The organism is Limnothrix sp. FACHB-1083 (assembly GCF_014696485.1).
Taxonomy (GTDB): Bacteria; Cyanobacteriota; Cyanobacteriia; order CACIAM-69d; family CACIAM-69d; genus CACIAM-69d.
Map to the genome: position 1 here is coordinate 278,124 of NZ_JACJQD010000004.1, position 20,106 is coordinate 298,229.

Consider the following 20,106-nt stretch of genomic DNA (forward strand, 5'->3'; position numbering starts at 1 on the left):
ATTCAATTTGGCAACTCAACTTGATGACCTAGATCAGCGATTGAGATGGGTGATCTAAACTGCTAAGGCAATTGCCCCCTGAATCTTGTGCCCGCCTAAATAGCTTCTTGCCAGGGAAAACCGCTACCGTTGCCATCACCCAAAGGCAACGTCATGAAGGGAATACCATTGGCAAAAACTGAAAGATGGCGGGCCACATTCAAAGCTGTGATTGGCTCCACCAAAGCCCCATAAAGACCCAACAATTTTTCAGCAACCGATCGATTGGGACAGTGAATTTCCAAGGTGCGCCACCGCCGCCGAATTCGACATTGGCGCAAAATTTGTAAGCGGCGGTTCAGGTCAGGATCTTCGCGGTAAAAATCCAAAATGACGCGCCCAAAGTCGAGGTTGAAATTCATAGTCTATCCTCCCGCGATCGAAACGGGCGATCGCCCTCATCACACTAATGATGGTCGGTGGCGATTCCCATGGGCATCACCTTTGGTGGCTGGGGATTAGGAGCCAATAACCGTATTTCGATTGAAACGCGCTTTCGGAAAGGCGGCCAGGAACTGACAAAAGAGTTCACGACCGGTTGCACCTCGTTACGAAAATCGTTAAAGTCCGCAATTTTCCGTTTCAATTGACATGGATGAACCCAAATTGACGGGATCCACTGATCAGCGGCCGATTCAAAGCTGATCAGATTCTAATCAAAGTGATCAAAAGGTGATCAAGCTGATCAATTTGCTCAATCTGATCAAAACTTGAGCGATTGGTGGTCAAATGCCGGTCGATCGCTGGTTAAAATTTGGGCCGCTGGCGGTCTAGAGGATGGCCAGTTCAAAGGCACACAAAATTGCATCAAATCGCACAAATTGACGAAAAATTACAGTAAATTACAGTCGATCGGGGTGAATCGAGACGGATGCTGCCATCGGAGCTATTAATTCATCGACGACGCGGCGAACAAATTATCCCGAAGCGCTTGCCTTTGGGCCCAGAGCACCTCAGCCAAGCCCAGGCCACAATCGCCCAATTTCAAGCGGCCGTGGGTCAGCCTAAATTGCAACTCGATCGCACCTTGGCTGAACTAGAAGGCACTAGCCCAGATTTCAAAGTGCAGCGAGGATTTGCGCATTTGTTGGAATCGGGATTTTCGACCTTTGAAGTGGTCAGCCCGATCGAGCCGTTGGCCCTCCGTCAGCGGGTCTTTGCCTTGGCCAATGCTCAGCCTCCCAGCCGCGATCGCGCTGTGGCCGTTTGGGAACAGGTGGCCCGGGAGTTGTCCATGGAGGGCGATCGGGAAGTTTTGCCCTCGGAATTACAGCAATCTTTATATGCTGATTTGCCCCAAAACCGAATTTTGACGCAGTTTGATCCTCCCACCCCCGAAGCCCTGATTCATCGCTATAACCTGTCCCAAGTTCAGGGAATTTTCTATCGTGCAAGTCACCTAAAAATTGATGCCTATCGCAATGATCCCGGTGAGTATAAATTGCTCTTTCGCTATTTAAAACTCTTTCAGTTAATGACCTATATTGAAGGCGATGAAGATACGGGATTTACGATTAGTGTGGATGGGCCCGCCAGTTTGTTCAAAGCCAGCACGCGCTATGGTTTATCGCTGGCAAAGGCGATCCCAGCCCTGTTGCATGTGACGAAATGGCGGGCAACGGCCACCTTGCAGGATCCCGATCCCCTCACCCGATCGCCCCAAGAACGGTTCTATGAGCTGACAGCAGATTGCGGCTTAGTCAGTCACTATCCAGCCGGTAAACCCTTTGACAGCTTAATTGAAGAATCTTTTGCCAAGCGCTGGGAAAGCACCAAAACTGATTGGAAGCTGGAACGCGAAGTGAACCTGATTCCCATTCCTGGCAGCGTGGCCATTCCGGATTTTCGGTTGGTGCATCCCGATGGGCGATCGTGGATCTTAGAAATTGTGGGCTATTGGCGACCGGACTATCTGCGCAAAAAGTTCGCCCAGGTGATCAAGGCCGATCGCCCCGATTGGGTTTTGGCCATTTCCGAGCGCTTAAACCTAGAAAAGGCGGGTCTCGATGCGCGCCAACTACCCGCCAAGGTGATTTGGTTCAAGGATCGGTTGGCTCCCAAGGCGGTTTTAGAGGCGATCGGGGAAACCGATCCCTAGGGGAAAAACGCCGATCGCCTAGGGGCTGTTGAGGAAGATGCCCAGCGCACCATGCACTCGGGCCGCGCTGCGGGACGGGCGATCGACAATCCGCCCACCCACAACCAACGTGGTGGAACTGCCGCCATCGAGGTTCACCCCGTTCACAATCCCCATTTGCCGCATTAATTGCGCCATTTCCGAGAGCGACGGGCCGCGACCGCCCACGCGATTTTGCACAGCCACCACCAACAACCGACCATCAGCCGTTTGTCCAAAGCCACTGCGTGCCGCCAACTCCACAATGAAGGCATCGCTGAAGCCTTCGCGCTTGGCATCCAAGACAATTTGCCCGTTTTGCAGCATCAGAGGGCCAGCGGCAACAATCTGGGGTAAGCCGTCAAAGCCGCTAGGGTTGCTGCTGCTTTGCAACCGCACAGTGGTTCCCACAGGCAAGGCCGCCGCCACGCTGGAGAGCGATCGCGCCACGAGCAGATAGCCATTGGCCGGAATCGGAAAATTGCTGCTGCCGGCTGTGCCCCCCGTGAGCTGTTGCGCCACCCGATCGCCCTGCACCAAAATGCCTAGTTCCCCATCGCTGAGGGTTTTGTAGCTGCTGCCCCAATCGCTGGTGTAGCGAGCGATGCCCCCTTGGATGTAGCCACTGTTGAGGGTGGTGAGCGTCCAATTTTGGCTGCCAGCGCTGATTTGCTCCCGCAGTTGCAGGCGATCGAACAAAAATTGCCCCGCATCATTCCAACCCACGGCCCCACGACCCAGGATCGGCCCCGATAGCCACCGGCCATCGCGCCGCAGGGCCCCCAAGGGCAGTTGGGTGTTGCGGTTGAAGTAACCGCCATTGATACCAGCAGGCGCTTCCCAGTGGCGGATGGTTTGCACAAGGGGGGCAATACCCGTTTGGCCGGCCGCATTGGGCGGCAGGGGCCGCAGCCGCAGACCCGGTTGGCGCGGGTTTAGCTCCAGCCATTGCACCGGAAACCGGGCAGACCCAAGGCTGAGGTATTGTTGCCGCCAAGTGAGGCCATTGGCCCAGGCGATCGAGCGGCTGGGGAGCCAATCGGGCCGCAGATCAATCACCAGTCGATCGGGCTGCACCAGGGTGAACGCCCTGGGCCGCGATCCGCTGGGAATGGGAATCCGGATGATGGTGCGGTTTCCGGCGGCGGTGATGTCGAGGGTGCTGCTGTTGGGCGGCAGGGCCGATCGGGCATCGAGGGCCACGATCAGGGTGCTGCCGTCTTCTTCCAGTTGCACCGCCGTGGGCCGATCGAAGTCCAACACATAGCGCGGGCCCCAAGCCTGATTGCCTTGGCGCAAGGTGCGGAGGGTGGAAACGGCGGCGGTGATGTCCAGGGTGCTGCCGTTGGGCCGCAACTGCCACCCCCGATCGCGGGCCCAATCGGTAATGTCCAAATAGCGAAAAGCACCAATTTGCCGAGCCGCCAGGGTCACGGGCATGGGCGAAAACCACTGAATTGGCTGGCGATCGGGCGCATTGGTATCCAGCAAATCAGCCCCCACCAACTGGGCGATCGCCCCGTCGGATAGGCCAATGCGGGTTTGGCCGTTCTCGCTCCAGCGGGCCCAACTGGCCCAACTGTTGGGAATCGATCGGCCATTCACCGTGATTTGGGTGCTGGTTTCCGCCCCGGCCGCCACTTGGGCAATCACCGACAGCGGCAACAGGGAATCGGCTTCGCTCAAGGACTCGGAACCGGTGAATTCAGAACCGTTTGACACAGAACCGTTTGACACAGAACCCATCGATCCAAAATTTGCGGGTTTTTCAGATGCTTTTGCTAATTCAGCGGCTAATTCAGAATTGTCAGAATTGGCGGACTCAGAACCCATGGGCCCGGATGCTGCACTGGGTAAGGCGATCGGTGCAACGGACTTCAGGCTAGCGGCTTGCATTCGGGGTTGGGGAGCCGTTTGGGCCAGGCCAGGCATTGCCCCCCACCCCAGGACGATCGCCCCACCCACGCCCAGCCACCAGCGGCCCGAGCCTGTTGAGTCGAATTGCTGACCCGATCGCCCGTAGCCACGTCGGCTCGATCGACTTCGTGCTTGCTTGCTCTGCACCGTTGTCACCCCAATTCTTGCCATGACTGCAAATTACCGATCGCCAGTCCACTGATTGCCAATGATTGCTAATCGATCGATCCCGATCGCCTGATCGCCCCGCACTGCTCGCCACATCCGTCAGCAATAAGCCATTGATTAGCCCACTGGAAAGCCCGCCGCCTCGATCGCCTCGCGGATCGTGCCTTCTGCCGACTGGGTTTCCACAATCACCTGCTTGGTGGCCGGATCGCCCTGCACCGTCGCTTGGGGATCCACCTCCTGCACCGCGCGGGTAATGGCCGCCGCACAGGAAGCACAGGCCATGCTAGGAACCGTAAATTGCAGTGTCATAGACTCTTGAAAATCTTAAAAATGACGTTGAGATGGCCTTGAAACCACATTGAATAATCACGCTCCAAGAGCGCGGCCGGGGCGCAAGCTAATTTCCAGACGCTTGGCCAAGCGGTACACTGGCAACCGTCGCCCAGCCTAGCATTATCGCCCTCGATCGCTCATGGATCTGCAACTGGTTCAGTTTCTAATTAACGGGGTCGCCGTCGGCTGCATCATTGCCCTTGCCTCCGTGGGTTTAACCCTCACCTACGGCATTTTGCGCTTGTCAAACTTCGCCCATGGGGACTTGATGACCCTCGGAGCCTATCTGGCTTGGGTCGCCAACAGCGCGGGGGTAAATATTTGGCTGGCGATCGCCCTCGGAGCCGTGGGAACCATTGGCGTGTCCCTGTTGAGCGAAGTGGCGATTTGGCAACCCATGCGCCAACGCCGGGCCAACTCCACCACCTTGATCATCATCTCGATCGGGGTGGCCTTGTTCCTTCGCAACGCGATCGTCCTGATTTGGGGCGGCAACAACCAAAACTATGACCTGCCCGTGGCTGCGGCCTTTGACCTGTGGGGGCTGAAGGTCAAGTTTTACAACATTGTGGTGGTAGGTTTGGCGGCCCTGGCGATCGCCGGTTTGCATTACCTTCTGCAAAATACCAAGGTCGGCAAGGCCATGCGAGCCGTGGCCGATGACGTGGATTTGGCACGGGTGACCGGCATCAACGTGGATTGGGTGGTGCTGTGGACTTGGATCATTGCCGCTGGCCTGACGGCTTTGGGCGGCGGCATGTATGGGCTGCTAACGGCCGTGCGCCCCAACATGGGCTGGTTTTTGATTGTGCCGATGTTTGCCTCGGTAATTTTGGGTGGCATTGGCAATCCCTACGGGGCGATCGTGGGTGGCCTGGCGATCGGGATTGCCCAGGAAGTCAGCACCTATTGGCTGCCTACGGAATACAAGATGGCTGTGGCCTTGGTGATGATGGTTTTGGTGCTGCTGGTGCGGCCGCAAGGTCTGTTTCGGGGCACAACTTAAAAGTGGCAGCCTGAGAAATCAAGACAAACTCGAAAAAACCAACTCAAAACGACCAGCTCAAAACGACCAACTCAAAACCACAAACTCGAAAAACAAGATCCACAGACCACTATTGCGAATCGATCGGCTAGCTTGCGATACATCGGTAACCGTTGAATAGCCCCGATCCGGTTGACCTCCCCCCACCCGCTGACGGCCGTTTCGGCGGTTTGAAGCATCACAGCGGCGCAGGGATACGGAAAAACAGTAGTGGTTGCTACATCAACCTTGACGAACTCCGTTCGCAATTGCCGTTATTTAACCTGCTCGCCTGGAAATTCTCCTGAAACTGGCCCCACTGACTGGAAGCAGTAGATCAGCCAGCCAGGAGGGGATTTCATGCTTGCTCAAGCCACACCGCCAGGGTTACCAGATACCCAACCAACGGATGTTTTGTTGGGGCAAATTGAAGCGGAACTAACGCGCAGTTTGGTTTATCAGCAGGCGATCGCCTCCTTGCAGGATTTGTTGGGTGAATCGGCGGAGGCGGCGCGGCGAGCGTTGGTGACGGTGGGCCGAGAGGCGGCGCGGCTTGCTTTGCACCGCAGCCAGTCGATGGCTGTGCCGATCGCCCTGCAAGAGCCAATGACCCCGGCCGCCGGTTTAGCGATCGCCCGCCAACAGGCCGGGGCGATTGGTCTCTGGCCGGATCCCGCTATGGTTCCGGCTCCCACTGACAACCCTTTTGATTTGCCTGAGTTGTTGATGAACGTGTTTGAAGGAACTTGGGCCACGCCGGATTACCAGAACACCGCTACCCAGCAGCCGATCATTGATGCCACACCCCAGGGCAAAGCGCCCCGGAAGGCAGGGTTAAACGGGTCAAGGCTAAATGATGCAGATTTGAGCGATTCAGGGCTGAATCATTCAGGGCCGAATCACTCGGGACTGAATCATTCACCGCTCAACGATGCAGCGCCCAGACCCTTGAGCAGTCCCCTGAGCAATCCCCGATCGGTCGTCGCCATTACCCTACCGGAGATGGATCCAATGGATTGGGATGAGAGTTTGCGGGCCATGGGTCGCACCTTGGCCGAGGTTCGGCAACAGTTGGGCTTCAACTTGGAACAAATCCATGTGCGCACCCACATTCCTTTGCGCCATTTACAGGCGATCGAGTCCGGCGACCTGAGCCGTTTACCGGAGCAGATTTATGTGCGTGGTTTTGTGCAGCGGATGGCGGAAGCGTTGGGCCTGGATGGCAAGGCATTGGCGGCCGCGTTGCCCCGCACGGAATCGGTGGCGGTGGTTCCCGATTGGTCGCAGCGCGATCGCAGCACCAACCCTGCTTTGGAACTGAAGCCTTGGCATCTCTACGCGGGCTATGGGGTGATGGTGGCCAGTGGGTTGGCTTGGGTTTCCCATGCGGCTCCTGGTGCCAGCTCGCAACCGCTCAAGCCAGTGATTCTCGATCGCGAAGCGGTGGTGTCTCCGCCCACCAAGGCCGACCAGCCCCAGTCGGCTCCCGCCACCGAGGCCGAAACCCTGGATTCTTTCATTGCTCCGCCGGAAGCCACGCGCTAGGGCCTGTCGTCGATCAGGCGGAAATGATTGATTTTCCATGTCCCAGTTGTTGTAACAAGGGGCTTGAGCATCTTGTCCCCCACGATCGGCTAACGGCGGAATCAAGGTTTCGGGCGATTTGACAACACGCGCTAGGTTCAAGGCTGCTTGATGGGGCGAAATTTTGGGTGCAATCTTGGGCGAATTCGGCAGGGTGGAGCGGTTACGCTGCTCTGGCCCTGGGCGATCGCCTTGAAATTAGCCATCTTTAGCCATCCGTTGATTAGCCCTTAAACTGGCGATCGTTGCGTTTGGCTTCCCCTATGATGGCTTCGATCGCCCCATCCCCCGCCCAGTTGGCAGCATTTGACCAGGCCTTGGAACGGGCTTTGTCCGGTGCGTTGCTGTCGCCCTCTGAAGGGTTGGTGTTGCTGGAAACAGCCTATCAATCCAAGGATTCGGCCCCGCGCGATCGACTGCGATCGGTGGCGGATCAGCTTCGGCAGCGGCAAGCGGGTGAAACGGTCACCTACGTGATTAATCGAAATATTAATTTCACCAATATCTGCGAGCAGCATTGCAATTTCTGTGCGTTTCGGCGGGATGCGGATCAGGCGGGGGCCTATTGGCTCGATCGGGCGCAAATTCTGGAAAAAGCCGCCGACGCGGTGGCCCGGGGAGCCACAGAAATTTGTATGCAAGGGGGACTGAACCCCGAGGCGAAATATCAGGGGCGATCGCTGGATTACTACTTGCAACTGGTGCGATCGATTAAAGACACCTTTCCCCAACTGCATCTGCACGCCTTTTCGCCCCAAGAAGTGCAGTTCATTGCCCGAGAAGATGGCCTGACCTTTGCGGCTGTGATTGGGGCCCTGCGCGATGCGGGAGTGGGGTCAATGCCCGGCACGGCGGCGGAGGTGTTGGTGGATTCGGTGCGGCGGATTTTGTGCCCGGAAAAAATCAACAGTGCCACTTGGTTGGAGATTGTGGAAACGGCCCATCGCCTGGGATTGCCCACCACCAGCACCCTGCTCTCGGGTCACATTGAAACCCCCGCTGAACAAATCGCCCACTTGGAACACCTGCGATTGCTCCAGCAACGATCGCGCGATCGGGGCGATCGGGGCATCACGGAGTTTATTCTGCTGCCCTTTGTGGGCCAGGATGCGCCACCGACCTTACGGCGACGGGTGGGCCGCGATCAGCCAATTCTGATTGATGCGCTAATTTTGATGGCCGTGGCGCGGCTATACCTGGGCCCGGTGATTGCCAACCACCAGCCCAGTTGGGTGAAGTTGGGTCTGGCGGGGGCCACCGAAGCCCTGCGCTGGGGTTGCAATGATTTGGGCGGAACCCTGATGGAAGAGCACATCACCACCATGGCCGGAGCCACGGGCGGGACTTGCCAAAGCCCGGAGGATTTGCGTGGGGCGATCGCTGCCTTGGGCCGACCGGCTCGCCAACGGGACACCCTCTATGAGGCGATCGACGGCCCAATCAATGGGGCAACTGACCCAGCCATCGACAGGGCGATCGATCCTTCCCGATCGGCCGCATAATGATCCGGCTGTTGCGATCGCCCGCACCCCCATGGACTATCCCGATGCAATGCCTGCCGACTTGGCCCCCGACGCGATCGAGCCGGTGGCCCGCCCGCCCCTAACCACCGAGGATTTGGAGCCACCCACGGATCTGAGTTTGCAGTTGCCGGATCCGGAGGACGACAAAATCAGCTTCAGCGATTTCCAAATCCAAATTGACAATGCCTGGCGCGTTTGCGATCGCTTCGACCTGCAAACGGATATTTGGCGGGGACGGATTTTGCGGATTGTGCGCGATCGGGAAAAACGCAGCGGTGATGGCCGGGGCACGGGCTTCCTGAACTGGCTGAAGGATCGTGAAATCAGCAAAAGTCAAGCCTATAGCCTGATTGAGCTGGCCGACAGCGCCGATCGACTGATGGATCAAGACGCGCTGGAACCGGAAACCCTTCGCCACTTCAGCAAGCGTGCCTTTGTGGCCACGGCCAAAGCCCCCGCCGAAGTGCAACACATGGTGGTGGCCGCAGCTCATCAGGGCGATCGAATCGCCACCAACACCGTTCGTCGCCTCACCGATGAGTGGCAGGCCGCCACCTCCGAGCTGCTGCCCGAAAACATTCGCATCAAAGCCGCCGAGCATTCCCTGCCGGCCCGCTACCTTGCGCCCCTGGTGCGGGAAATGGAAAAGCTACCCGAGGTGCATCAGGTGGCCCTGCGCGAGGAAATTGAAGACCAACCGGATAAGGAAACGGTGAAACAGGCCACGGCCCAAGCGAAATTTTTGGCGCGATATTTGGATGCGGCTACGCGAGTTGCGGCACTCGATCGCCCGGAACTGGATCTCGAACAGGCCCTGGAGGAAGCCCTGCGGCTCGGCAGCTTGAATTTGGCGGCGGACTTGGTGAACCAAGCAGCTCAACTGGAACAGGCGATCGCCAAAACCTACAGCAGTTGGAAACGGGTGCGCGACCTGGCCGATCGGCTCTGGGTAGATAGCGGAGCCAGCACCCCCCACCTCCGCAACCTGATTAGTTGTCTGGGAACTCTTTCCAGCGAGCAAGTCAGCGTTCCCCTGGCCGGTGGGGGCGATCGGGTCGTGCGCTTGCAAGTGCTAGAAGAAGCCGGAGTTGGAGCCGAAGTCGAACCATTCCCAGCGCCATAAACCAGTTCCCAAGGAATATCAAAAGCCAGGGCAAGATGATTGGGTTTATGAATTAAATTCGCCAATTTGATGGATCAGGTGAATTTTTAGAACCGATCCAGGTATTTGGAAGAAATCACCCCTCCTATTGTCGAAAAATGCCCAAAAACCGACAAAAACGCCCATCATCGTCAATCGTTAGAATCACGCAGGATCCGTGAGGATCCATCGCTAGGCAATTACTAAGCCGCATGTCAAAATCGCGATGATGGTTGACGGCGGCACAGTACTTAGCGCAGACGGTGACACGGGCTATGGCAACAAAACGGACGAACGTGAAGACGGCGTTAGGGCGAATTGCGATCGCCCAGGGCCTGGGATCTCTGCTCTGGTTGGGGGGGCTGTGGGGGCCGATCGCACCGGGTTGGGCGATCGAGCCGGAAGCCGCCCAAACGCCCCAACGGCTGGCCCAACTCCCCCCCGACACCCGCCCGGTTCCCGACCTCAACCGCGATCGGTTTCCCAAAACGGGCCCAGACCCGCTGCAACCCCTGCCGGACGATCGCCCCGCGATCGACTCGCCCAACCCGATTACGCCACCCCAGCCCTTGGATCCCAATGCGCCCCGCTTTTTGGTGAAGCGAATTGTGGTGGAAGGCAGCACCTGGCTCTCGGCCGCCGAACTGGCCGCCCTGACCCAACCCAGCGAGGGCCGCGAACTCACCCTCAGTGAACTGCAATCCCTGGCCGACCGCATCACCCAGCGCTATTTGGACGCGGGCTATCTCACCTCCCGTGCCTACGTGCCCGAACAGACGATCGGCCCCGATGGGATTGCCAAAATCGCCGTTATTGAGGGCTACCTTTCGGATATTCGGATCGAAGGAACCCAGCGCCTGAGCCAAAACTACCTGCGATCGCGCATTCAACTGGGAGCCGGCCGCCCCCTCAACGCCGCCCACCTGGAAGACCAACTGCGGCTGCTGAAAGCGAATCCACTGCTAGAGACGATCGAGGCCAGCTTGCGAGCCGGCAACGATCCTGGCGAAAGCGTCCTTACCGTCCGAGTCACCGAAGCCAAAGCCTTGCGCGGCAGCATCAGCACCGACAACTACTCACCCCCCAGTATTGGCTCCGAACGCGGCATCCTTGCCCTGCAATATCGCAACTTGACGGGCATTGGCGATGAAGCCAGCTTCAGCTACAGCCACACCTGGCAAGACGGAGCCGACGTGTTGGATTTTGGCTATCGTCTGCCCGTGAACCCCATGGAAGGCACGATCCAGTTTCGGTTCTCGCCCAACTGGAACGAAATTGTGCAGCCCCAGTTTGCGGAATTGGGAATTCGTGGCAAATCCCAGCTTTATGAAGTGACTTACCGCCAGCCCCTCGTGCGATCGCCCCGCGAAGAATTTGCCCTTTCCCTAGGATTCAGTCACCAGCGCGGTCAAACCTTCCTGTTTGATGACGTGGGCTTTCCCTTTGGCATTGGCCCCGACGAAGACGGCCGCAGCATCACCAGCGTGTTGCGGTTTGGGCAAGATTACCTGCGCCGCGACCCCAATGGGGCCTGGTTGTTGCGATCGCAGTTCAACCTAGGAACCGGCCTGTTTGATGCCACCACCAACGACGGCGACGACCCCGACGGGCAGTTTTTTAGCTGGAATGGCACGGTTCAGCGAATTCAGCGTCTGAATCCCACCCATCTCTTGATTCTGCAAGCGGATTTGCAATTGGCCTTTGATGAACTATTAGCCTCGCAGCAGTTTGTGATCGGTGGGGGGCAGTCCGTGCGCGGGTTCCGACAAAACGTGCGATCGGGCGATAGCGGCTTTCGATTGTCCGTGGAAGATCGCATTACCCTGCTGCGCGACTCTTCCGGCGCACCCACCCTCACCTTGGCTCCCTTCATTGACGCGGGATATGTTTGGAACCATGGCAACAACCCCAACTCCATCCCAGATCAGCGGTTTCTGGTCGGTGCGGGAGCAGGACTGTTGTGGGAACCCTTCACGGATTTTCTGGTGCGTTTAGATTACGGTCTGCCGTTGGTGGATTTGGACGATCGCGGCTCCAATGCTCAAGATTCCGGAGTCTATTTCAGCGTCACCTACCGGTTCTAAATCGTGTTTGTGCCATTTTTCCTGTGAGTTTGATGGGGTTTGCTGCTGAAAACAATTCCCCGCCCGATCGACCGATCGGGCGGGGAAGCAATAGGCTGGAAACTTGAAAAAAGGGACAGGCAAAACCAACGACCACCACCCTGCAAAAGGGTTGCGCAATATTACAGGTCGATCGGGATTACAGGTCGATCGGAGCCACCACTTCCACCAACTCCGCTTCTAACCGCAGGGATCCCGAGGGCATCTCTTCCACCTCAGCCCGCTGCTGGCGAGCACTCCAGGCAATCAACCCCGGCAAAACCAAGCACAGCACGCCGCTACCAATGCCGCACAGCGTAGCAATCGTCACTCCGCTATCCATAGCAACCCCTCCTGGCTTTGTATTGAGATTTGTATTGAAAACGAATTGGCTATGTTCGGTTCTGTTGTCAGGGAACCGGTGCCCAAAAGTCGGGTCAAGCTGGGCCAAGTTGAGCGCTTCAACCTGAATTTCATTGTCGCTAAATTTCTGATCAAAACAGAAGGCTTTGGCGATTCAAAAAAGCTGTTTTGTGTATAAATTCCGCTAATGCTTGATGCCCATTGACTCCAATTGTTAATCAATAAATTCATAATTCTTTAAGATTTGAGACCCATTTCAGAGCCAAAATTCTTAGATTTTTTAAGACATTCCAAAAGAAAGAAACTTATGCCATCAGTCTTTGGGGGAATTGCTGGGCGGAGGGCGATCGACTCTGCCGAAGGGGCAAGGGGGCGATCGATCCGGGCGAGCATCGAAAAACTCCCGTTCATCACCTCAAAAATTGTCACAACACTTATTCCTAGCCGCAGGAGCACCCCAAACAAGAGGCTGAACCCCCTTGCCCGCAAGATTTCGCAACGGTAGAACCAGAGTTTGGAGGATCCGAGAACAGGCTCTCCGCCCCAGACCGCAGGCTCAAACGCAGCCCCAGATCGACGACTGAAACAAACCCTAGGACAGTTGCGTCATTGGCTTCAGCAGTTACCGAGCAAAATCGCCCAAAATGCCGGTTTTTGCCCGCTAAACGTTGGGTCAGGCTGTGGCGTTCATGGAAGCGGCTAATCGTCCGCATCATGCCCAACTCAACTCGCGACAATCATCACTAGCTTTCATCACTCGCTCATCACTCGCTTTGATGCCTTGCTTCCATGCCTCCGCAGGCTGTCTTTGGGTCGCCTGGCCCTTGGATGACAGTCGGCGGGTGGCGGCGCTTGGGTGACGATATGTAGATGAAGGTGCGATCAGTCCTCGATCGACTTCCCGATCGGGTGTTTGCCACCGCCCATTGCCGTCCTTCGTTTAGTTTTCCCTATCACCAGGAGTTGAATCATGCCTACCGTCACTGTTGCCGGGACGATCAATGCCGTTGATGCCAATAACAGCGGTCTCTATCCTTTACGCACTGTGCCCTTTGGGGAATACACGATCACGGGATTAACGGCAGGCAGCACCCAAATTGTCGCCTCGGCCAATGCCAGCACCCTCGATCCCTACCTGCAAGTTTTTAAGAAAAGCGGCACAACCTTGACCCTGGTGGCCGATAACTATGACTCTTCGCCCACCAACAAAAATTCCTTGGTGCAATTTGCCGCCGAAGCGGGAACTCAGTACGTGGTGCGCATCGCCCGCAGCAGCGCCGATGCTGGAGGGTTCAACCTACAAGTGACCAATGATGCCAGTGCCGTGATTGCGGGGCCCACGGCCGCCGGGACGGCCGATCTGTCGGTGGGTGACATCACGAGTCAATCTTTCGCGTTCCCTTCCTTCCCCACGGTGGCGGAACTAGCCTCGCCCAATGGCATTCCTAGCGGCCCTTCCACAGGACGCGATGACCTGTCGGGATTGCCCCTGTTTTACCTGTCTGACGATGCGGATAACACCAACTTGGGTGTGCGGGTCGAAACTAAGGGCTTTTTCGTGGTGGGTCTGAATGGCAACGACACCATTACTGGCTCCTCGGAGAATGATTTCTTCAACGGCAACCGGGGTAACGATGTGTTGCTGGGTGGGGATGGCATTGATCAAATTCGGGGTGGCAAAGACTCCGACAGCATTGATGGCGGAATCGGCAACGAAATTATTCTCAATGGCAACGATGGCAACGATTTGGTGCGGGGCGGCGAAGGCAATGACACGGTGAATGGTGGCCGCAACTCCGATTTACTGTTTGGGGACAATGGGGACGATCAACTGTCGGGCGATTTTGGCCAGGATATTTTGACCGGGGGCGCGGGGGCTGATTCCTTTGTGCTGCGGGCCGATCGCGACACCACGGCGGGCTTGTCCAACACGGCAACCAGTGCCAACAGCGCCGATATTGTGGCGGATTTTGTGCTGGGAACAGACAAGATTCGGCTGAACACGAGCGATAGCCTGACGCTGGAGAAGCTGAGTTTTGAGTTTGTGGCGATTAATGTGTCCACGGAGATCACCGGGGCCCTCACAACGGGGGTGAAAACGGGCACAGCCATCAAGGTGAATGACCCAACTTCGGCGGTGAATGGTCAGTATTTGGGTGTGGTGTTGGGAGTGTTGCCGGGGGCGCTGAATCAGTCGGCTAACTTTACGGTTGGTTAGGGGTTGGGGTGCTGGGTTGATGGGTTTCCCTCTGACCCGCTGCACCTGATCCTTTGTGCCTCGGCCTTAAAAAGGGGATGAACCTGTGATCAGTTCATCCCCAATTACGTTTGGATTGGTCAAGTTTGTTCAGTCAAACTTGCACCATTTCGGTTGTGTTGATTCGGCCGCGCTTGCTCATCACCCACGATTGATCTGTGATCCGGCGAAGAGCAGCGGTCGATCGCCAACCCTAGCCAGACTAAGGAGTCGTGGTGGGGCTGGGGCTAGCAGCGGGGCTAGCGGCGGGGCTGGCAGCAGGGCTAGCTTCGGGGCTAGCAGCGGGGCTAGCAGCGGGGCTGGCTTCGGGGCTAGCAGCAGGGCTGGCTTCGGGGCTAGCAGGGGCTTCACCGCCGCCACCACCGCAAGCAGTTGCCAGACCGGCAACCAAGCTTGCAGCCACAACACCACGGGCAACGCGGGAAACCAAAGTCTTCAGGGTAGATTTCATGTTTGTTGTCACTCCTCAACAGCACAAAATGGGGTAGTCAAATGAACCCGACTGTCATCTTAAACGATGCGATCGGGAATCCGGGTAATTTGGCGGAGATCAGATTCCTGAGGATTCTATGACAACCGCCGCAATGGAGGTCGTGACCGCTCTCCATTGGGTTTTGGTCACGTTAACCCATCGTTAACCAAGAAACCTAACGCTGATTCTAGATCGACCTGTCGCTTTTGGTACGACAAGCGGGGCATTCTCGTGCAATGGTAGTTCGATTTTGCACTTTTCCTCAGCAATCGGTTGTAATTCGCCTAGGGCTGTGGGCCTGCGGTGGCGGAAACGCCTGACGTGGCAACCGATGCAGCCCCTTGGGGCCAGTTCAAGACGCGGTTGAGCTTGCCGCTCACGAGTCCTTCCAAGTCCAGGCAAACATACAAAAACCCCAGTTCTTGGAAATCTTGGACTAGTTTGGGCAGGTCGATCGCCCCCACAAAGTCCTTAATCAGCGCTGGCGGCAGTTCAATGCGGGCCGTGTCGCCCTCCGATCTCACCCGCAAATCGCGATAGCCCAACTGTCGGAGATAGCGCTCGGCTCGACCCACCCGCTGCAATTTTTCGAGGGTGATGGTTTCGCCGTAGGGAAAGCGGGAACTCAGGCAGGGTTGGGCCGGTTTGTCCCACCAGGGCAAGGCCAATTGCTTCGAGAGTTCGCGCACTTCGAGCTTGCTGATCCCCAGCTCGGCCAGGGGCGATCGCGCGCCTCGTTCCTTGGCGGCCTGGATTCCCGGTCGGTAGTCCCGGAGATCATCCGCATTCACCCCATCCACCACGTAGGGATAACCCCGGGCGATCGCGATCGGCTTCAAGGTGTCGTGTAGTTCGCTCTTGCAGAAGTAGCAGCGATTGGTGGGGTTAGCGGCGTAGTTGGGGTTATTTAGTTCATGGGTTTGCACAATTTCATGGGCAATGCCGATGGCCGCCGCTTGGGCTTGGGCCTCCAGCAAGTCATCGGGCAACAGGGAAGGGGACTCGGCAGTGATGGCCACTGCGCGATCGCCCAGCACATCAAAGGCCACCTTTGCGACGAGGGTGCTGTCAATGCCACCGGAGTAGGCAATGAGGGCGCGATCCATCTCTTGAAACAACGATCGAAGGCGATCCAGTTTGGCGGTGATCGTCATTTACCCATGCTCCATGGAACTTGCGAGAGAACTAGTTTAAAAGTTCCGTCGCGGCCTTTCCCAGCTATGTACACCCAATCTTGGATGTTTTGGGGTGATAGGGGCCTTGGTGGGTTCAGAATGGTTTCAGCCACAGGGCATGATCAGCCACAGGGCATCATCAACCACGGCGCATGATCAGCCACGGGGCATTATTTGAAAAAGCCCGTGAACGTGTAGCCCACACCCAACAGGAGGGCCACATCGGTGTTGTCGTCTAAGAAGGCGGCGGCCACTCGTCCGGTGGCTGTCCAGCGGTAGCTGAGGGGGACATCAATGCCGCCCGTGAGCGCGAAGCCCACGTCTGTGTCATCGCCGAATAGGTCACTGATGGCTAAGCCGCCACCCACGAAGGGCACGATCGAGATGTCGCCCGTTTCCTGATTGCGAATGGGAAAATCAGCGGTTAGGGCAATCACCGAAGTGCCACCATTGCCCAAAATGCTGGCGTTGTGTAGGGAAAGGTTTTCGCTGAAAGCCGTTTTGCTCAGAAGGGCAAAGCCGCCTTCACCCAGGGCGCTGGAATCGTCATCGCCGCTCAGGCCGATCGCCCCACCAACACCGATGTAGCTAAATTTGCTGCTGGTGCGGCGGCCATTGGCGGCGCGATCGGGCTGTTGAGCAAGCTGACCATCGAAATGCGAGTCAGCTTCCAAAGCAGCAGGGGCAACGGCGAGGGTGGGTACTGCTTCCTGCAACCGATTGGCCTGAGTGGACGGCGCACCGAATTGATCAAGGGCGATCGGCTGGCGGCTGTCTTGCTCGGTGGCGGGCAAGTCTGCCGCCAATTCCGTCAGCTCAGCAGCGAGGGTTGCTTGGGCCGGTTGGCCAACGGCTCCTAACCCGATCGTGAACGCCAGGGCCAAGCCAGCCCGTAGGGGATCCAACATCAAAGGCATGGTCTACACTCCTCCACAATCAACGGCAACAGACGACAAGACAAGCAACTCAAGGTGAGCAACTCAAGATCAGCAACTGTTGAGCAGCCCATCACGGAGACTTGTTGGGCGATGGGTTGAGCTGCTTGCCCGATCGTGATGGGTTGAACCGTGGGCAATGGGTTGCCAGCGGCCAAAACCGGGTTCCCCAGGTCTCAACAGGTCTCCATGGATGTGGGCTGAGGGGTCAGTCCCTCCAGTTGCCGCGATTATAGGAATTGCCCTTGAGCGCACCATGGGGTGAGTGCCAGCCCCCCATCTGGGCTAAGGGGGTTGGGCCAGTTGCCCGGCAGACTATGCCACCCATGAAAGGTTCTGAACTGAGGACTCTAAATTTGCAGCACCCCCTCCGGCCGAACAGTCAACAGGGTGCGGCGTTGTAATCCTTCCTCATGACAAATTTCATTGGCTGCCAGCAGGCCACTGCTAATGGCCCGTTCCATCAGACCGCAAGGGAAGGGCATTTTCACCCAATCGCCCGCAAACATGAGGTTGCTTGCGCCCGATCGCGTGGCAGGGCGTTGGGAATAACTGCCGGGGGGGAAGCCAGAGAAATTCTTTTGGTTCACCAGCTCGCGATGCAAAATTGTGGCTCCTTTGAGGGCCGGCACCAACTCGTATAGCTCCTGCTCAAAGGTGGTGAGCAGGGCTTCTTGGGTGGGGAATTCGGCTTCTTTGTAGCAGTAAGCATGGAGTTCAACCACGCTGCCCCCTGTGCGATCGGCCCAGGCTTTGTAGTCCTCTTGGATTTTGTGATAGCGGGTGATGCTGTCCGTTAGGCGGTAGCCCGAGAGGGAGGTGAACTCGCTTTGATCCCAATCAAAGTCGCGATCGAACCAGATGCGAGCCACCGCAAAGGGATCCGCCACGGTGAGCTGGGCCACTTGCGATCGGGTGGGTTCAGCCACGTCTCCTTCGGCAATGTCAAACAGATGGCGAATGCCTTTCACATCCGCTGCAAACACGAAATAGTCCGCTTCCACCACCTGGCTCGGAGTCCGATCGACCGCTGCGGCCGCCAATTGCACCCGATCGCCCGATCGCTGCTCCACGTTGTAGCGAGCTAGGGGCTTGGTAGCGGGCCCCTGAAGCACCTTGCCCTCGCGATCGAACCGGGCCCCATGGCAAGGACATTGGAACGTGCCGTCCGCCTGGGGAGCCACCGTACAGCCCTGGTGCGTGCAGGTTAACGACAGCGCCGATCCCTCCGCCACCGCATAGACCTCATCGCCGCCCCCAAAATATTCCGGGCGATTCGCCAGCGGTTGAGCTGTGACCGGCTGCTCGGTGGCCGCAACCTTCTGGGTTTCTGGGCGCTGGGAAGTGGCTTGGGCACTGGCTTCGTTCAGCGAACTGTGGCGATCGACCCAGAACGGAACTGGAATGGCGGATCCCGTTTGGCGGTAGCTCAGGGACGTGATTTGTTGATCCTGCCACGCCACCTGATCGACCTGAGCATTGGCGATGACTTTGCCCCCGTTGGCCTCGATCGCCCGCATCATCGGCTCCACCAACGTGCGGCCCATGTCCTGCTTCGTGCCGTTAAAGGCCAGCCCCTCCGGATTGCCAAAGAAATAGAAATGGAAAAACTGCATTAACTCGCCCGCACTCAGCACATCCGGCGAGTTGAGCGTGGATTTGCCAAAGGGTAGGAAATACAGGTCATATAGGCCCTTGGGGAAGTCATTGGCCGCCCAGTCTGTCACGGCGATCGCATCGAGTTCCTCGTAGGTCTTCGTGGGTTCAAATCCCGTAATGGCCCGAAACACGGCCCAATGGGCGGGGCTGGTGAGATTTAACCCCCAACGAAACCGATTCGGCGAAGAAATGGCCAAATCGACAATATTCCAAGGGAAGGATGAATGGGTGGGGCGAAATACTTCCGGTGCATAGGTTTTATCCTTGTACAGCACCGAATAGCGCTCCAAGGACAGAAAATCTTGACGGATATTCATTTCTTCCGTCAGGGCCCACAGGTTGTAGTACTGCGGGAAAAAGCCATGAAACCCATGCTCCATCATCAGCGATTCACCATTGACCGTGATGGGCCAACTGGCAATTTTGCCGCCTAGGTGGGGCGATCGCTCCAGTAGTGTCACCACAAATCCACGTCGGCTCAATTCATAGGCCGCTGCCAAACCCGCCAAGCCACCGCCGACCACAGCCACCCGCTTAGGGCGATCGTCCGGTAACCGCGTTGGCAACGTCAGGCGATCGGGTTGATATTGACTAGGCTCCGGCTTCATGAACCGTGAGTAGCCGAGGGCGCTGCCCACCGCACCCACACCAAGCAACTGCAAAGCTGTGCGACGCGAAAACGTTGATGCAGGATCCATTGATGCCGAGTCTGTTGATCCAGAATCCGCAGAATTCGGCTGGGGAAAAAGAGTCATGGGGAAAGGAAGACAGTAAACGGCACAAGTTACGGCACAAATTCCTGAACTGGTTCAGGAACCGTTTTCCGAGTTGCCAACAGGGCCAAGTGGTGCGGCGGGCGCGTGGTGCTCCCTCTTTGCCGCCACTCGCGAATCCTAGCCTACGATTGTGCCGAATTCCCTGGGGTTCTGTCACCTACATCCGGTTTAGGAATCCCGTGGTGGCAAGTTCCCGCGCGATCGCTCCAGCCCTGAGCAATGACCAATTAATGACCAATCCAGGATCAGCATCGATTCAGCACCGATGTGGGTCTGCTGTAGATCTGCTGCGGATCTGCCAATCTCTAGGGTTCTTGATCCTGCACCAAAGCAGGGTTCCAAAAATCGCCATAAATTGCCAAAATTGATGCTTATTCGGTGTTTTTGCTGAAAATTTTGAATTCTGTGCCAAGCGATCGATCTTCCTTCCCCAAGACAGACCCGGTAACTTTACCGGTAACTTTAATTGAAGACCTCAACTCAACCTTGGGTTCGAGATCACTTCAAAACCACTACGGG

Annotated in this window: 15 protein-coding genes; 7 read left to right on the forward strand and 8 right to left on the reverse strand. The window is 57.1% G+C overall.

Going from position 1 to position 20,106, the window contains the following annotated elements:
* Positions 1-95: 95 nt before the first annotated feature.
* Positions 96-401, reverse strand: a complete 306-nt coding sequence (locus H6F46_RS07430) for a hypothetical protein (protein ID WP_099531827.1) — start codon at positions 399-401, stop codon at positions 96-98.
* 509 nt (positions 402-910) lie between these two features.
* Between H6F46_RS07430 and H6F46_RS07435 the strand changes: the two genes are divergently transcribed.
* Positions 911-2,137: a DUF790 family protein gene (locus H6F46_RS07435; protein ID WP_190354138.1), complete on the forward strand. Its 1,227-nt coding sequence runs from the start codon at positions 911-913 to the stop codon at positions 2,135-2,137.
* Positions 2,138-2,155: 18 nt separating this feature from the next.
* Here the strand turns inward: H6F46_RS07435 and H6F46_RS07440 are convergent, their stop codons facing one another.
* Both H6F46_RS07440 and H6F46_RS07445 read right to left on the reverse strand, forming a co-directional pair.
* Positions 2,156-4,243 carry a phosphodiester glycosidase family protein gene (locus H6F46_RS07440; RefSeq protein WP_190354139.1) on the reverse strand — a complete coding sequence of 696 codons (2,088 nt, stop codon included), beginning with the start codon at positions 4,241-4,243 and terminating at the stop codon, positions 2,156-2,158.
* 114 nt (positions 4,244-4,357) lie between these two features.
* Entirely contained in the window at positions 4,358-4,552 is a 195-nt protein-coding gene (locus tag H6F46_RS07445) for a heavy-metal-associated domain-containing protein (protein ID WP_099531830.1), read from the reverse strand.
* Positions 4,553-4,715: 163 nt separating this feature from the next.
* On the opposite strand from H6F46_RS07445, the gene H6F46_RS07450 reads away from it, so the two are divergent.
* The 5 genes from H6F46_RS07450 (at position 4,716) to H6F46_RS07470 (ending at position 11,932) form a co-directional block, all read left to right on the forward strand.
* A complete protein-coding gene (locus H6F46_RS07450; protein WP_190354140.1) occupies positions 4,716-5,582 on the forward strand; it encodes a branched-chain amino acid ABC transporter permease in 867 nt (288 codons plus the stop codon).
* 378 nt (positions 5,583-5,960) lie between these two features.
* A complete protein-coding gene (locus H6F46_RS07455) occupies positions 5,961-7,145 on the forward strand; it encodes a helix-turn-helix transcriptional regulator (protein WP_190354141.1) in 1,185 nt (394 codons plus the stop codon).
* 302 nt (positions 7,146-7,447) lie between these two features.
* On the forward strand, positions 7,448-8,686 hold the full coding sequence (gene cofH / locus H6F46_RS07460) for a 7,8-didemethyl-8-hydroxy-5-deazariboflavin synthase subunit CofH (protein WP_305068600.1): 1,239 nt from the start codon (positions 7,448-7,450) through the stop codon (positions 8,684-8,686).
* 85 nt (positions 8,687-8,771) lie between these two features.
* Positions 8,772-9,830, forward strand: a complete 1,059-nt coding sequence (locus H6F46_RS07465) for a hypothetical protein (protein WP_190354256.1) — start codon at positions 8,772-8,774, stop codon at positions 9,828-9,830.
* 293 nt (positions 9,831-10,123) lie between these two features.
* Positions 10,124-11,932, forward strand: coding sequence for a ShlB/FhaC/HecB family hemolysin secretion/activation protein (locus tag H6F46_RS07470; protein ID WP_190354142.1), 1,809 nt, complete (start codon positions 10,124-10,126; stop codon positions 11,930-11,932).
* A 178-nt stretch (positions 11,933-12,110) separates the two neighbouring features.
* Here the strand turns inward: H6F46_RS07470 and H6F46_RS07475 are convergent, their stop codons facing one another.
* Complete coding sequence (locus H6F46_RS07475) at positions 12,111-12,293, reverse strand: hypothetical protein (protein WP_190354143.1); 183 nt, start codon at positions 12,291-12,293, stop codon at positions 12,111-12,113.
* A gap of 990 nt (positions 12,294-13,283) precedes the next feature.
* Here H6F46_RS07475 and H6F46_RS19275 point away from each other — a divergent pair.
* On the forward strand, positions 13,284-14,531 hold the full coding sequence (locus H6F46_RS19275; protein WP_190354145.1) for a calcium-binding protein: 1,248 nt from the start codon (positions 13,284-13,286) through the stop codon (positions 14,529-14,531).
* 241 nt (positions 14,532-14,772) lie between these two features.
* On the opposite strand, the gene H6F46_RS07485 is transcribed toward H6F46_RS19275, so the two are convergent.
* From H6F46_RS07485 to H6F46_RS07500, 4 genes are all read right to left on the reverse strand, one after another.
* On the reverse strand, positions 14,773-15,021 hold the full coding sequence (locus H6F46_RS07485; protein WP_190354146.1) for a hypothetical protein: 249 nt from the start codon (positions 15,019-15,021) through the stop codon (positions 14,773-14,775).
* Between the two features lie 305 nt (positions 15,022-15,326).
* A complete protein-coding gene (gene larE / locus H6F46_RS07490; protein ID WP_190354147.1) occupies positions 15,327-16,196 on the reverse strand; it encodes an ATP-dependent sacrificial sulfur transferase LarE in 870 nt (289 codons plus the stop codon).
* A 191-nt stretch (positions 16,197-16,387) separates the two neighbouring features.
* Positions 16,388-17,134: a hypothetical protein gene (locus tag H6F46_RS07495; protein WP_190354148.1), complete on the reverse strand. Its 747-nt coding sequence runs from the start codon at positions 17,132-17,134 to the stop codon at positions 16,388-16,390.
* Between the two features lie 368 nt (positions 17,135-17,502).
* Positions 17,503-19,509, reverse strand: a complete 2,007-nt coding sequence (locus tag H6F46_RS07500) for an FAD-dependent oxidoreductase (protein WP_190354149.1) — start codon at positions 19,507-19,509, stop codon at positions 17,503-17,505.
* Between the last annotated feature and the right edge of the window lie 597 nt (positions 19,510-20,106).

Coding starts and splice junctions, on each gene's coding strand:
- H6F46_RS07485 (WP_190354146.1), bottom strand. CDS start 15,021: ATGAAATCTACCCTGAAGACTTTGGTTTCCCGCGTTGCCCGTGGTGTT.
- H6F46_RS07440 (WP_190354139.1), bottom strand. CDS start 4,243: ATGGCAAGAATTGGGGTGACAACGGTGCAGAGCAAGCAAGCACGAAGT.
- H6F46_RS19275 (WP_190354145.1), top strand. CDS start 13,284: ATGCCTACCGTCACTGTTGCCGGGACGATCAATGCCGTTGATGCCAAT.
- H6F46_RS07470 (WP_190354142.1), top strand. CDS start 10,124: ATGGCAACAAAACGGACGAACGTGAAGACGGCGTTAGGGCGAATTGCG.
- H6F46_RS07430 (WP_099531827.1), bottom strand. CDS start 401: ATGAATTTCAACCTCGACTTTGGGCGCGTCATTTTGGATTTTTACCGC.
- cofH (WP_305068600.1), top strand. CDS start 7,448: ATGATGGCTTCGATCGCCCCATCCCCCGCCCAGTTGGCAGCATTTGAC.
- H6F46_RS07450 (WP_190354140.1), top strand. CDS start 4,716: ATGGATCTGCAACTGGTTCAGTTTCTAATTAACGGGGTCGCCGTCGGC.
- H6F46_RS07495 (WP_190354148.1), bottom strand. CDS start 17,134: ATGCCTTTGATGTTGGATCCCCTACGGGCTGGCTTGGCCCTGGCGTTC.
- H6F46_RS07500 (WP_190354149.1), bottom strand. CDS start 19,509: ATGGATCCTGCATCAACGTTTTCGCGTCGCACAGCTTTGCAGTTGCTT.
- H6F46_RS07445 (WP_099531830.1), bottom strand. CDS start 4,552: ATGACACTGCAATTTACGGTTCCTAGCATGGCCTGTGCTTCCTGTGCG.
- H6F46_RS07435 (WP_190354138.1), top strand. CDS start 911: ATGCTGCCATCGGAGCTATTAATTCATCGACGACGCGGCGAACAAATT.
- larE (WP_190354147.1), bottom strand. CDS start 16,196: ATGACGATCACCGCCAAACTGGATCGCCTTCGATCGTTGTTTCAAGAG.
- H6F46_RS07475 (WP_190354143.1), bottom strand. CDS start 12,293: ATGGATAGCGGAGTGACGATTGCTACGCTGTGCGGCATTGGTAGCGGC.
- H6F46_RS07455 (WP_190354141.1), top strand. CDS start 5,961: ATGCTTGCTCAAGCCACACCGCCAGGGTTACCAGATACCCAACCAACG.